This window comes from Pseudomonas sp. M47T1 (assembly GCF_000263855.1).
Lineage (GTDB): Bacteria > Pseudomonadota > Gammaproteobacteria > Pseudomonadales > Pseudomonadaceae > Aquipseudomonas.
Window position 1 is genome coordinate 40,181 of the sequence record NZ_AJWX01000002.1, and the last position, 13,369, is coordinate 53,549.

Here is a 13,369-nt window from a genome sequence, read left to right on the forward strand (position 1 = left end):
GGAAGCGCCTCTGTGTTTCGCGGAGCAAATGCCATCAGTCTCGATGCAAAGGGCCGTCTCGCTATGCCGAGCCGGTACCGTGACGAGCTGGTTTCGCGCTCCAGCGGCCAGTTGATCGTGACCATCGACGCCGTCGACCCCTGCCTTTGTGTGTATCCGCTGGACGAATGGGAATTGATTGAGACAAAGCTGCGCGCATTGCCGTCGCTTCGGGAAGAAAACCGCCGTCTGCAGAGGTTGCTGATTGGTAATGCGGTTGACCTGGAGCTCGACGGCAGCGGGCGTTTTCTGGTTCCGCCACGCCTGCGCGAGTACGCGAAGCTGGACAAGAAAGCGATGCTGGTAGGCCAGCTCAACAAGTTTCAACTGTGGGACGAGGATGCCTGGAACGCTGTTGCTGAAGCGGACCTGGCAGCTATTCAACAACCGGGCGCCATGCCTGATGAACTGCGTGATTTGATTCTGTGACTATAGATAGCGGCTTTAACCACATCACCGTATTGCTTGACGAAGCCGTCGAGGCTCTCGCCATACAGGGCGATGGCTGCTATTTGGACGGGACGTTCGGGCGCGGTGGTCATAGCCGATTGATCCTCAAGCACCTGGGCCCCCAGGGGCGATTGTTGGGTTTCGACAAGGATCCTCAAGCGATTGCCACCGGGCAAGCGCTGGCGGCCGAAGACGGCCGCTTTGTCATTGTGCAGCGCAGTTTTGCGGAAATGGGTAGCGAGATTGCTAGTCAAGGTTTGAGCGGCAAGGTCAACGGCGTCTTGCTGGACCTGGGTGTGTCTTCACCTCAGCTGGATGACCCCGAACGCGGCTTCAGCTTCATGAACGATGGCCCGCTGGACATGCGCATGGACCCGAGCCGTGGCGTCAGCGCCGCCGAGTTCATTGCCAATGCGCCGGCCGAGGAAATCGCCCGCGTGTTCAAGGAATACGGCGAAGAGCGTTTCGCCAAGCGCATGGCCAATGCCGTGGTTGCGCGCCGCGAGGTCAAGCCGTTCGAGCGCACCGGTGACCTGGCCGAAGTGCTGAAAGTTGCCAACCCTGCCTGGGAAAAGGGCAAGAACCCCGCCACCCGTGCGTTCCAGGGCCTGCGTATTCACGTCAATAACGAGCTGGCCGACCTTGAGGCGGGCCTTGAGGCTGCGCTGGAGTCGCTGGAAATCGGCGGCCGCCTGGTGGTCATCAGCTTCCACTCGCTGGAAGATCGCATCGTCAAGCTGTTCATGCGCAAGCTGGCCAAGGGTGAAGCCGACAACCTGCCGCGCAACCTGCCGGTGCGCTTCCAGGCGTTCGAGCCCAAGATCAAGGTCCACGGCAAGGCCCAGTTCGCCTCCGAGGCTGAACTCAAGGCCAACCCACGCTCGCGCAGCGCGGTCATGCGCGTGGCGGAGAAGCTGCGGTGAGCAAGCTTTACGCCAAGCCTTTGCCAGGCGGAAGCTTCCTGATGCTTCTGCTGTTCATTGCCGTGCTGGTGTCCGCCATTGGCGTGTCCTATAGCGCGCACCTCAACCGTCAGTTGCTCAACAGCCTGTACAACGAGTTGAGCGAACGCGACAAGGCGCAGGCCGAATGGGGCCGCCTGATTCTGGAACAAAGTACCTGGACGGCTCATAGCCGTATCGAGGCGCTGGCCAGCGGCCAACTGAAAATGCGCATTCCCGATGCCGCCGAAATCAAGATGGTGGCGCCATGATGAAGCTTGAAGGGGCACTTTACCCCTGGCGCTTCCGGGTGCTCGTGGGCTTGCTGGGTATCATGGTGGGTGCCATCGTGTGGCGCATCGTGGACCTGCAGGTCATCGATCATGACTTCCTCAAGGGCCAGGGCGATGCGCGCAGCGTGCGTCATATCCCTATTCCTGCGCACCGCGGCCTGGTCACCGACCGCAACGGTGAACCGCTGGCGGTCAGTACGCCGGTCACCACCTTGTGGGCCAACCCCAAGGAAATGCAGGTAGACAAGAGCAAGTGGCCGGCGTTGGCGGCAGCTCTCGGCCAGGACCCCAAGGAACTGACCACGCGCCTGGAAGCCCAGGCCACCAAGGAATTCATCTACCTGGTCCGCGGCCTTACCCCGGAACAGGGCCAGACCGTGCTCGACCTCAAGGTTCCTGGTGTCTACGGCATTGAGGAATTTCGTCGTTTCTACCCGGCCGGTGATGTGACCGCGCACATGGTCGGCTTCACCGACCTGGACGACCATGGCCGTGAAGGCGTGGAGTTGGCGTACGAAGACTGGCTGGCCGGCGTGCCGGGCAAGCGCCAGGTGATCAAGGACCGTCGCGGCCGCCTGATCAAGGACGTGCAGGTGACCAAGAACGCCAAGGCGGGCAAGACCCTGACCTTGTCCATCGACCTGCGCCTGCAATACCTCGCCAGCCGCGAGCTGCGCAACGCCATCGTCGAGAACGAGGCAAAGGCGGGCAGCCTGGTCATCATGGACGTCAAGACCGGCGAAGTGCTGGCCATGGTCAACCAGCCCACCTACAACCCGAACAACCGCAAGACCATGTTCCCGGCCTCCATGCGTAACCGGGCGATCACCGACGTGTTCGAGCCGGGCTCGACCATGAAGCCGATTTCCATGAGCGCTGCCCTGGAAACCGGGCGGTGGAAGCCTACCGACAAGGTCGAGGTGTACCCTGGTACCCTGCAGATCGGCCGCTATACCATTAAGGACGTGACCCGCACCGAGGGCCCGATCCTCGACCTGACCGGTATCCTTATCAACTCCAGTAACGTGGGCATGAGCAAGGTGGCCTTCGACGTTGGCGGCGAGAACATTTTCCGCGCCATGTCGGCCGTGGGGCTTGGTCAGTACACCGGCCTCGGCTTCCCGGGCGAGCGCGTGGGCAACCTGCCCAACCACCGCGAGTGGAAAAAGGCCGAGACCGCGACCCTGTCCTATGGCTACGGCCTGTCGGTGACCGCGCTGCAATTGGTGCACGCCTATTCGGCCATCGCCAACGACGGCGAAATCGTGCCGCTGAGCATTCTCAAGGTCGACGGTAAGCCGCCGGCCACCCGGGTGATGCCGGAGCAGGTGGCCAAGACCCTGCAGGGCATGATGCAACAGGTGATCGAAGACCCCCGCGGCGTTTACCGTGCACGGGTGCCTGGTTATCACGTGGCCGGCAAGTCCGGTACCGCACGTAAAGCCACCATCGGTTCGCGCGGCTATACCGAAAACGCCTATCGCTCGCTGTTCGCCGGTTTCGGCCCGCTCAGCGACCCGCGCTACGCCATCGTCGTGGTCATCGATGAACCGAGCAAGGCCGGCTATTTCGGTGGCCTGGTCTCGGCGCCAGTGTTCAGCAAGGTCATGTCCGGTACGTTGCGGTTGATGAACGTGACCCCGGACAACCTGCCGAGCACCCCGCAGCAACAAGCCGAGGCCCAGCCTGCGGCCAGCAAGGGAGGGCGCGGTTGATGAGCATGCCGCTGAGCAAGATTTTCGCCCAGGCCAACCGCGATCCGTTGATTCGCGAACTGGCCCTGGACAGCCGTAACGTACGTCCCGGCGACCTGTTCCTGGCCGTGCCCGGTGCCAAGGTGGACGGCCGCACGCACATTGCCGATGCCCTGGGGCGCGGCGCTGCCGCCGTGGCCTATGAAGTGGACGGCGCCACCGTGTTGCCGATTACCGACGTGCCGCTGATTCCGGTCAAGGGCCTGGTTCGCCAGTTGTCGGACATTGCCGGGCGCTTCTATGGCGACCCTAGCCGCCTGCTCAACCTGGTAGGCGTCACCGGCACCAACGGCAAGACCAGCGTCACCCAATTGGTGGCCCAGGCGCTGGACCTTCTGGGCCAGCGCTGCGGCCTGATCGGCACCCTGGGTACCGGCTTCTACGAGGCGCTGCAAAGCGGCCGTCTGACCACCCCGGACCCGCTCGCCGTGCAGTCGACCCTGGTGGGCCTGAAAAAGGCCGGTGCCAAAGCCGTGGCCATGGAAGTGTCCTCCCATGCCCTGGACCAGGGGCGCGTCACTGCCCTGGCCTTCGACGTGGCGGTGCTGACCAACCTCAGTCGCGACCATTTGGACTATCACGGCAGCATGCAGGCCTACGCCGCGGCCAAGGCCAAGCTGTTCAACTGGTCCGGCCTGCGCTGCCGCGTGCTGAACCTGGACGATGCCTTCGGCAGCACGCTGGCCGAGGAGACCCACGAGTCCCGGCTGATCACCTATAGCCTGCTCGACCCGGCCGCCACCCTGTTCTGCCGCGAAGCGCAGTTCGACGACCACGGCGTGCGCGCCACGCTGGTGACCGCCCAGGGCGAGCACGTGCTGCGCAGCCGCCTGCTGGGGCGCTTCAACCTCAGCAACGTGCTGGCCGCGGTGGGTACGCTGATGGCGCTGGACTACCCGCTGGATGACATCCTCAAGGTGATGCCGCAGCTGGAAGGCCCGCTGGGTCGCATGCAGCGCCTGGGCGGCGGAAAGCAACCGCTGGTGGTGGTCGACTACGCCCACACCCCGGATGCCCTGGACAAGGTACTGCAGGCGCTGCGCCCACACGCCAAGGGCCAACTGGTGTGCCTGTTCGGTTGCGGCGGTGATCGCGACCGTGGCAAGCGCCCGCTAATGGCTGAAGTGGCCGAGCGCCTGGCCGATCGCGTGCTGGTCACCGACGACAACCCCCGCAGCGAAGACCCGTTGCAGATTTTTGCCGGCATCCGTCCCGGGTTCAGCGCCGCTGCCCGGGTCGAATTCGTCTCGGGCCGTGGCCCGGCCATTGCCCAACTGATCGCTCAGGCCGGCGTCGATGACGTTGTAGTGCTGGCCGGCAAGGGGCACGAGGACTATCAGGAAATCAACGGCCAGCGCCTGGCGTTCTCCGATCTGGAAGAGGCCGCCAAGGCCCTGGCCACCTGGGAGGTGGACCATGCTTAGACCCATGTCCCTGGCGGAACTGCTCACGCCACTGGCTGCGCGTTTGCACGGCCAGGATGTGAATTTCAATGGTGTCAGCATCGACAGCCGCGCCATAGTCGCCGGCCAGTTGTTTGTGGCACTGACCGGGCCGAACTTCGACGGCCATGACTACCTGGCCGACGTCGCTGCCAAGGGCGCGGTCGCCGCGCTGGTGGAACGCGAAGTGGCCGGTGTCGAACTGCCCCAACTGGTGGTTGCCGATTGCCGCGCGGCCCTGGGCCAGCTCGGCGCCTTGAACCGTGCGCGCTTCACCCGTCCGGTGGCCGCCGTGACTGGCTCCAGCGGCAAGACCACGGTCAAGGAACTGCTGGCCGGTATCCTGCGTACCCAGGGCGAAGTGCTGGCGACCCGCGGTAACCTCAATAATGACCTGGGCGCGCCGCTGACCCTGCTCGAACTGGCGCCTCAGCATACTGCTGCCGTCATCGAACTGGGCGCTTCGCGCCTGGGCGAAATCGCCTACACCGTGGGGCTGACCAAGCCGCACGTGGCCATCCTCAACAACGCCGGCACCGCTCACGTGGGCGAGTTCGGTGGCCCGGAAAAGATCGTCGAGGCCAAGGGCGAGATCATCGACGGCCTGGCCGATGACGGCACTGCGGTATTGAATCTGGACGACAAGGCCTACAGCATCTGGCATGCGCGTGCGGGCCAGCGCCGGGTGCTCAGTTTCGCCCTCGTCAACACCGCTGCCGATTTCCACGCCAGCGATATCAGTGCCGATGCGCGCGGTTGTCCGGCCTTCAACCTGCACGGCCTGCAAGGTACCGCGCGGGTGCAGTTGAACCTGCTGGGCACCCACAACGTGCAGAACGCCCTGGCCGCGGCGGCCGCCGCCCATGCCTTTGGTCTGGCCATCGGCGACATTGCCGTCGGGCTTGAAAGCGTGCAGCCGGTCAAGGGCCGCACTGTGGCCCAGGTTACTCCTGAAGGCCTGCGGGTTATTGATGACACCTACAACGCAAACCCCACCTCAATGTGCGCCGCCATTGATATACTCGCCGGCTTTTCCGGACGCACCGTCCTGGTGCTCGGGGACATCGGCGAATTGGGGCAGTGGGCAGAAGAGGGGCATCGGCAGGTGGGCGAGTACGCCCTCGGCAAGGTCGATACCCTGTACGCCGTGGGCCCGAACATGGTTCACGCGGTAAACGCATTCGGCGTCAATGCTCGCCATTTCGGCACACAACTTGACCTGATCGCTGCGCTTGGCGCGGAGAAGGGCGAAAACACCACCATTTTGATCAAGGGTTCGCGCAGCGCTGCGATGGAAAACGTCGTGGCGGCCTTGTGCGGTTCCAGCGGGGAGAAACATTAATGCTGCTGCTGCTGGCGGAGTATCTGCAACAGTTCTACAAAGGCTTCGCGGTCTTTCAGTACCTGACCCTGCGCGGGATTCTGGGCGTGCTGACCGCGCTGTCGTTGGCCCTTTTCCTGGGCCCATGGATGATTCGTACCCTGCAGATTCGTCAGATCGGCCAGGCCGTGCGCAATGACGGCCCCGAGTCGCACCTGAAAAAATCCGGCACCCCCACCATGGGCGGCGCCCTGATCCTGTCCGCCATCGCCATCAGCACCCTGCTGTGGGCTGACCTGACCAACCGTTATGTGTGGACCGTGCTGCTGGTCACTTTGCTGTTCGGAGGCATCGGCTGGGTGGATGACTACCGCAAGGTGATCGAGAAGAACTCCCGTGGCCTGCCGAGCCGCTGGAAGTATTTCTGGCAGTCGGTGTTCGGCCTGGGCGCGGCAGTGTTCCTGTACATGACCGCGCCTAGCGCGGTGGAAACCACCCTGATCATCCCGATGTTCAAGGACGCCAGCATTTACCTGGGCGTGGGCTTCGTGGTGTTGACCTATTTCGTCATCGTAGGCTCCAGCAACGCAGTGAACCTTACCGACGGCCTGGACGGCCTGGCGATCATGCCGACCGTGATGGTGGGCGGGGCCCTGGGCATTTTCTGCTACCTGTCGGGTAACGTTAAATTCGCCGATTACCTGCTGATTCCCTATGTACCGGGCGCCGGCGAACTGATCGTGTTCTGCGGCGCGCTGATCGGCGCGGGCCTGGGCTTCCTGTGGTTCAACACCTACCCGGCCCAGGTGTTCATGGGGGACGTCGGTGCGCTGGCCCTGGGCGCGGCCCTGGGCACCATCGCAGTCATCGTGCGCCAGGAAATCGTGCTGTTCATCATGGGCGGTGTGTTCGTGATGGAAACCCTTTCAGTGGTCATTCAGGTGGCCTCTTTCAAACTGACCGGTCGCCGCGTGTTCCGCATGGCGCCCATTCACCACCACTTCGAACTCAAGGGCTGGCCCGAGCCGCGAGTGATCGTCCGATTCTGGATCATCACCGTGATCCTGGTGCTGTTTGGCCTTGCCACACTGAAATTGAGGTAGAACGAGTGTCTCTGATCGCTTCTGACCAATTCCGCATCGTTGTCGGCCTCGGCAAGAGCGGCATGTCCCTGGTGCGCTTCCTGGCGCGCCGGGGCGTTGCCTTTGCCGTGGCCGACACGCGCGAGAATCCGCCGGAGCTGGCGACGCTGCGTCGTGACTACCCGCAGGTGGAAGTGCGTTGTGGCGAGCTGGACGTGGACTTCCTGTGCCGGGCCAACGAACTGTACGTCAGCCCCGGCCTGGCCCTGGCCACGCCTGCCCTGCAGCAGGCTGCGGCCCGTGGCGTGAAGCTGTCGGGTGACATCGAGCTGTTCGCGCGTAACGCGCAGGCGCCCATCGTCGCCATCAGCGGCTCCAATGCCAAGAGCACCGTCACCACCCTGGTGGGCGACATGGCGGCCGCGGCCGGCAAGCGCGTGGCCGTGGGCGGCAACCTCGGCACCCCGGCCCTGGACCTGCTGGCCGACGACGTCGAGCTGTACGTGATGGAACTGTCGAGCTTCCAGCTGGAAACCACTGACCAGCTCAACGCCGAAGTGGCCACCGTGCTCAACATCAGCGAAGACCACATGGACCGCTACAGCGGCTTGCCGGCCTACCACCTGGCCAAGCACCGGATCTTCCGTGGCGCCCGCCAGGTGGTCTACAACCGTCAGGACGCCCTGACCCGGCCGCTGATGGGCGAGGGCCTGCCGTGCTGGACTTTCGGCCTCAACAAGCCTGACTTCAAGGCCTTCGGCTTGCGCGAAGAAGACGGCCAGAAATACCTGGCCTTCGAATTCCAGAACCTGATGCCCGTCAGCGAGCTGAAAATTCGCGGTTCCCACAACCAGGCCAACGCCCTGGCCGCGCTGGCCCTGGGCCACGCCGTGGGCCTGCCGTTCGAGCCGATGCTGGCGACGTTGCGCACCTTTGCCGGCCTGGCCCATCGTTGCCAATGGCTGCGCGAACGCAATGGCGTGAGCTACTACGACGACTCCAAGGCCACCAACGTCGGTGCTGCCCTGGCCGCCATCGAAGGCCTGGGTGCCGACATCGATGGCAAGCTGGTGCTGGTGGCGGGTGGTGACGGCAAGGGTGCCGATTTCTCCGCCCTGAAAGCGCCGGTGGCTGCCCATTGCCGCGCCGTGGTACTGCTGGGCCGTGATGCCGAGCTGATTGCCGCTGTCCTGGGCGACGACGTGCCGCTGGTACGCGTCAACACCCTCGACGAGGCCGTGGAACAATGCGCTGCTCTGACCCAGCCCGGCGATGCCGTGCTGCTGTCGCCCGCCTGCGCGAGCCTGGACATGTTCAAGAACTATGAAGAGCGTGGGCGCCTGTTCGCCCAGGCCGTGGAGGGCTTGTCATGATTTTTGGCGTGATCAAGCCATACCCGTCGCCGTTGATCACCGGTCGCGGAATCGACGTCGACTTCCCGATGCTGGCTGGCTGCCTGGCCCTGTTGGGCTTGGGCCTGGTGATGATTACCTCGGCATCGTCCGAAGTGGCCGCCGTGCAGTCGGGCAACCCCCTGTACATGATGATTCGTCACCTGGTGTACCTGATGCTGGGCCTGGGCGCCTGCGGCGTGACCATGATGATCCCCATCGCCACCTGGCAGCGCTTGGGCTGGATGCTGCTGATCGGCGCGTTCGGCCTGCTTGTGCTGGTGCTGGTGCCCGGCATCGGCCGCGAGGTAAACGGTTCGATGCGCTGGATCGGCTTCAGCGCGTTCAACGTGCAGCCCTCGGAAATAGCCAAGGTGTTCGTGGTGATCTTCCTGTCGGGCTACCTTATCCGCCAGCAGAAGGAAGTGCGCGGCACCTGGATGGGCTTCTTCAAACCGTTCATCGTGTTGCTGCCCATGGCGGGCCTGCTGCTGATGGAACCTGACTTCGGTGCCACCGTGGTCATGATGGGCGCTGCGGCGGCCATGCTGTTCCTGGGTGGCGTGGGGCTGTTCCGCTTTGCCCTGATGGTGCTGCTGGCGGTGGCCGCGGTGTTCATCCTGGTGCAGGCCCAGCCTTACCGGATGGCGCGTCTCACCACCTTCACCGACCCGTGGGCCGACCAGTTCGGTTCCGGCTACCAGCTGACTCAGGCGCTGATCGCCTTTGGCCGCGGTGGCTGGCTGGGTGCAGGCCTGGGCAACAGCGTGCAGAAGCAGTTCTACCTGCCTGAAGCGCACACCGACTTTGTGTTTTCGGTATTGGCCGAAGAGCTGGGCGTGGTCGGTTCGCTGTGCACCGTGGCGCTGTTCGTGTTCGTGTGTATTCGCGGCATGTACATCGGCGTGTGGGCCGAGCGCTCCAAGCAATTCTTCGCCGCGTACATGGCCTACGGCCTGTCGTTCCTGTGGATAGGCCAGTTCCTGATCAACGTGGGCGTGAACGTGGGCCTGCTGCCTACCAAGGGCCTGACCCTGCCGTTCCTCAGTTACGGGGGCAGCTCGCTGGTGATCTGTTGCGCCTGCCTGGGGTTGTTGCTGCGCATCGAATGGGAGAGCCGCACGCACCTGGGCAGTGAAGAAACCGAGTTCGACGAGAGCGACTTCGCCGAGGAGCCTGCCCGTGTCCGGTAACGTATTGATCATGGCTGGCGGCACAGGCGGGCACGTGTTCCCGGCGCTGTCGTGTGCGCGCGAATTCCAGGCCCGCGGCTACACCGTGCACTGGCTGGGTACGCCGCGCGGCATCGAAAACGAACTGGTGCCCCAGGCTGGCTTGCCATTGCACCTGATCAACGTGGCCGGCCTGCGCGGCAAGAGCAAGCTGTCGCTGATCAAGGCGCCGTTCGTGCTGGTACGCGCACTGCTGCAGGCGCGCAAGGTGATGCGCCGGCTCAAGCCGGTTTGCGTGGTGGGCTTCGGTGGCTACGTGACTGGCCCTGGCGGCCTGGCCGCGCGCCTGTGCGGCGTGCCGGTGATCGTCCACGAGCAGAACGCCGTGGCCGGTACCGCCAACCGCCTGCTGGCGCCGTTGGCCGCACGCATCTGCGAGGCGTTCCCGAACACCTTCGCCGCCTCGGCCAAGCGCCGTACCACCGGCAACCCGGTGCGCACCGAGCTGTTCCTGGAAACCCCGCGCCAGGCGCTGGCCGGGCGTCGTCCACGTCTGCTGGTTACCGGTGGCAGCCTGGGCTCCGAGCCGCTGAACAAACTGATCCCCGCCGCGCTGGCGCTGGTGCCCGAGGCCATTCGCCCCGAGGTGTTCCACCAAAGCGGCAAGCAGCACGATGAAATCACCAGCCAGCGTTATCGCGAGGCCGGGATCGAGGCGCAGGTGGCGCCGTTCATCAAGGACATGGCCCAGGCCTATGGCTGGGCCGACATGGTGGTGTGCCGCGCAGGCGCCCTGACCGTCAGTGAACTGGCCGCCGCCGGCCTGGCTTCCGTGCTGGTGCCGTTGCCCCACGCGATCGACGACCACCAGACCCGCAACGCCGAATATCTGGCCCGTGAAGGCGCTGCCTTCCTGATGCCACAAGCGACAACCGGCGCAGCCGAGCTGGCTGAACGCCTGAATGAGGTTTTGATGCAACCGGAAAAACTCAACACCATGGCGAGCACCGCGCGCCGCCTGGCCAAGCCCGATGCTACCCGTACCGTCGTCGACGTCTGCCTGGAGGTGGCCCATGGTTGAGAACCAGAAAGCCATGCCGCAACCGGAAATGCGCCGCATCCGTCGCATCCATTTCGTCGGTATCGGCGGCGTGGGCATGTGCGGCATTGCCGAAGTGCTGCTCAACCTGGGTTACCAGGTGTCGGGTTCCGACCTGAAAGCGTCGGCGGTCACCGAGCGCCTGCAATCCTTTGGCGCGCAGATCTTCATCGGTCACCGTGCCGAGAACGCCGCCACGGCCGACGTGCTGGTGGTGTCCAGCGCCGTGAACACCTCCAACCCGGAAGTGGCCACTGCCCTTGAACGCCGCATTCCCGTGGTGCCGCGCGCCGAAATGCTCGCTGAACTGATGCGCTACCGTCACGGCATCGCCGTGGCCGGTACCCATGGCAAGACCACCACCACCAGCCTGATTGCCTCGGTGTTCGCCGCTGGCGGCCTGGACCCGACTTTCGTGATCGGCGGCCGCCTGAATGCCGCCGGCACCAACGCGCAATTGGGCACCAGCCGCTACCTGATCGCCGAAGCCGACGAAAGCGACGCCAGTTTCCTGCACCTGCAACCGCTGGTAGCCGTGGTCACCAACATCGACGCCGATCACATGGCGACCTACGGTGGCGACTTCAACAAGCTGAAGAAAACCTTCGTCGACTTCCTCCACAACCTGCCGTTCTACGGCTTGGCCGTGGTGTGCCTGGACGACCCGGTGGTGCGCGAGATCCTGCCACAGATCGCCCGTCCGACCCTGACCTACGGTGTCAGCGAAGAAGCCGACGTACGTGCCATCAACATTCGCCAGGACGGCATGCTGACCTACTTCACCGTGCTGCGCCGCGACCGCGAGCCGCTGAACGTGTCGGTGAACATGCCCGGCAACCACAACGTGCTCAATGCCTTGGCCACCATCGCCATCGCCACTGACGAAGGCGTCAGCGACGAAGCCATCGTCCAGGGCTTGTCGGGCTTCCAGGGCGTGGGCCGACGCTTCCAGGTGTACGGCGAATTGCCGGTGGAAGACGGCAGCGTGATGCTGGTGGACGACTACGGCCACCACCCTACTGAAGTGGCCGCGGTGATCCGCGCCGTGCGCGGTGGCTGGCCGGAGCGGCGCCTGGTGATGGTGTACCAGCCGCACCGCTACAGCCGCACCCGCGACCTGTACGACGATTTCGTCCAGGTGCTGGCCGACGCCAACGTACTGTTGTTGATGGAAGTCTACCCGGCGGGCGAAGAGCCGATTCCGGGTGCCGACAGCCGCCAGCTGTGCCACAGCATCCGTCAGCGCGGTCAGCTCGACCCTATCTACATCGAACGTGGCGTGGAATTGGCCCCCTTGGTCAAGCCATTGCTGCGTGCCGGTGACATCCTGCTGTGCCAGGGCGCCGGCGACATCGGCGGGCTCGCCCCGCAATTACTGAAAAGTCCGTTGTTCGCCGCTGACAAGGCCGGCGAGGGGAAATCGAAATGACAGCCAGTACCTCATCCTCCCTGCTATCGACCATTGCCCCGAAGGATTTCGGGCGCGTGGCCGTGCTTTACGGCGGCAAGAGCGCCGAGCGGGAGGTTTCGCTGAAGTCCGGCGCCGCCGTGCTTGAAGCCCTGCAAAGCGCAGGCGTGGACGCGTTCGGCCTGGATGTGGGCGACGACCTGCTGGCGCGCCTGCAAAGCGAGAAGATCGACCGCGCCTTCATCATCCTCCACGGTCGTGGCGGTGAAGACGGCAGCATGCAGGGCCTGCTGGAGTGCCTGGGCATTCCGTACACCGGCAGCGGCATCCTGGCCTCGGCCCTGGCCATGGACAAACTGCGCACCAAACAAGTGTGGCAGAGCCTGGGCCTGTCGACCCCGCATCACGCGGTGTTGGCCAGCGAGGCTGATTGTATTTGCGCAGGTGCGGAACTGGGCTTCCCTTTGATCGTCAAACCGGCCCATGAAGGTTCAAGTATCGGTATGGCCAAAGTGACCAGCGTCGAGGAATTGATCGGCGCATGGAAAGCTGCCAGCACCTACGATTCGCAAGTTCTGGTGGAACAATGGATTCAGGGTCCTGAATTCACCATCGCGACCCTGCGCGGTGAGGTCCTGCCCCCGATTGCCCTGGGCACCCCACACACGTTCTATGACTACGACGCCAAATACGTGGCCAACGATACCCAGTATCGAATCCCGTGCGGCCTCGACGCCACCCGCGAACAAGAGCTGATCGACCTCACGGCCCGTGCCTGTGAAGCGGTGGGCATTGCCGGCTGGGCACGCGTCGATGTCATGCAGGACGAGCAGGGGCGTTTCTGGCTATTGGAAGTCAACACGGCCCCAGGCATGACCGATCACAGCCTGGTCCCCATGGCAGCACGCGCTGCAGGCATCGATTTCCAGCAACTGGTGCTGGCGATCCTGGCCGACAGCGTAGAGGCGCGAGGGTAA

12 protein-coding genes are annotated in these 13,369 nt (G+C 64.2%); all 12 read left to right on the forward strand.

From position 1 onward, the window contains the following. Positions 1-12: 12 nt before the first annotated feature. The 12 genes from mraZ to PMM47T1_RS02220 are packed head-to-tail and all read left to right on the forward strand — an operon-like array spanning position 13 to position 13,369. A complete protein-coding gene (gene mraZ / locus PMM47T1_RS02165) occupies positions 13-468 on the forward strand; it encodes a division/cell wall cluster transcriptional repressor MraZ (protein WP_008365390.1) in 456 nt (151 codons plus the stop codon). Then, positions 465-1,412 carry a 16S rRNA (cytosine(1402)-N(4))-methyltransferase RsmH gene (gene rsmH / locus PMM47T1_RS02170; protein ID WP_008365392.1) on the forward strand — a complete coding sequence of 316 codons (948 nt, stop codon included), beginning with the start codon at positions 465-467 and terminating at the stop codon, positions 1,410-1,412. Before mraZ ends, rsmH begins: the two co-directional genes overlap by 4 nt. Then, a complete protein-coding gene (ftsL, locus tag PMM47T1_RS02175; protein WP_008365394.1) occupies positions 1,409-1,702 on the forward strand; it encodes a cell division protein FtsL in 294 nt (97 codons plus the stop codon). The genes rsmH and ftsL overlap by 4 nt, the downstream gene beginning before the upstream one ends. Then, positions 1,702-3,438 carry a peptidoglycan D,D-transpeptidase FtsI family protein gene (locus PMM47T1_RS02180; protein ID WP_177323358.1) on the forward strand — a complete coding sequence of 579 codons (1,737 nt, stop codon included), beginning with the start codon at positions 1,702-1,704 and terminating at the stop codon, positions 3,436-3,438. The genes ftsL and PMM47T1_RS02180 overlap by 1 nt, the downstream gene beginning before the upstream one ends. Continuing rightward, complete coding sequence (locus PMM47T1_RS02185) at positions 3,438-4,901, forward strand: UDP-N-acetylmuramoyl-L-alanyl-D-glutamate--2,6-diaminopimelate ligase (RefSeq protein WP_008365399.1); 1,464 nt, start codon at positions 3,438-3,440, stop codon at positions 4,899-4,901. Before PMM47T1_RS02180 ends, PMM47T1_RS02185 begins: the two co-directional genes overlap by 1 nt. After that, on the forward strand, positions 4,894-6,261 hold the full coding sequence (locus tag PMM47T1_RS02190; RefSeq protein ID WP_008365400.1) for a UDP-N-acetylmuramoyl-tripeptide--D-alanyl-D-alanine ligase: 1,368 nt from the start codon (positions 4,894-4,896) through the stop codon (positions 6,259-6,261). Before PMM47T1_RS02185 ends, PMM47T1_RS02190 begins: the two co-directional genes overlap by 8 nt. Further along, positions 6,261-7,343 (forward strand): phospho-N-acetylmuramoyl-pentapeptide-transferase, encoded by a 1,083-nt coding sequence (mraY, locus tag PMM47T1_RS02195; protein WP_008365402.1) that lies wholly within the window; start codon positions 6,261-6,263, stop codon positions 7,341-7,343. Before PMM47T1_RS02190 ends, mraY begins: the two co-directional genes overlap by 1 nt. A 5-nt stretch (positions 7,344-7,348) precedes the next feature. Next, entirely contained in the window at positions 7,349-8,695 is a 1,347-nt protein-coding gene (gene murD / locus PMM47T1_RS02200) for a UDP-N-acetylmuramoyl-L-alanine--D-glutamate ligase (RefSeq protein WP_008365403.1), read from the forward strand. After that, entirely contained in the window at positions 8,692-9,906 is a 1,215-nt protein-coding gene (gene ftsW, locus PMM47T1_RS02205; RefSeq protein WP_008365405.1) for a putative lipid II flippase FtsW, read from the forward strand. The genes murD and ftsW overlap by 4 nt, the downstream gene beginning before the upstream one ends. Beyond that, on the forward strand, positions 9,896-10,966 hold the full coding sequence (gene murG / locus PMM47T1_RS02210) for an undecaprenyldiphospho-muramoylpentapeptide beta-N-acetylglucosaminyltransferase (RefSeq protein ID WP_008365406.1): 1,071 nt from the start codon (positions 9,896-9,898) through the stop codon (positions 10,964-10,966). The genes ftsW and murG overlap by 11 nt, the downstream gene beginning before the upstream one ends. Beyond that, on the forward strand, positions 10,959-12,413 hold the full coding sequence (murC, locus tag PMM47T1_RS02215) for a UDP-N-acetylmuramate--L-alanine ligase (protein WP_008365407.1): 1,455 nt from the start codon (positions 10,959-10,961) through the stop codon (positions 12,411-12,413). Before murG ends, murC begins: the two co-directional genes overlap by 8 nt. Beyond that, on the forward strand, positions 12,410-13,369 hold the full coding sequence (locus PMM47T1_RS02220; RefSeq protein WP_008365408.1) for a D-alanine--D-alanine ligase: 960 nt from the start codon (positions 12,410-12,412) through the stop codon (positions 13,367-13,369). Before murC ends, PMM47T1_RS02220 begins: the two co-directional genes overlap by 4 nt.

Coding starts and splice junctions, on each gene's coding strand:
- PMM47T1_RS02180 (WP_177323358.1), top strand. CDS start 1,702: ATGAAGCTTGAAGGGGCACTTTACCCCTGGCGCTTCCGGGTGCTCGTG.
- PMM47T1_RS02185 (WP_008365399.1), top strand. CDS start 3,438: ATGAGCATGCCGCTGAGCAAGATTTTCGCCCAGGCCAACCGCGATCCG.
- PMM47T1_RS02190 (WP_008365400.1), top strand. CDS start 4,894: ATGCTTAGACCCATGTCCCTGGCGGAACTGCTCACGCCACTGGCTGCG.
- mraY (WP_008365402.1), top strand. CDS start 6,261: ATGCTGCTGCTGCTGGCGGAGTATCTGCAACAGTTCTACAAAGGCTTC.
- ftsW (WP_008365405.1), top strand. CDS start 8,692: ATGATTTTTGGCGTGATCAAGCCATACCCGTCGCCGTTGATCACCGGT.
- murC (WP_008365407.1), top strand. CDS start 10,959: ATGGTTGAGAACCAGAAAGCCATGCCGCAACCGGAAATGCGCCGCATC.
- PMM47T1_RS02220 (WP_008365408.1), top strand. CDS start 12,410: ATGACAGCCAGTACCTCATCCTCCCTGCTATCGACCATTGCCCCGAAG.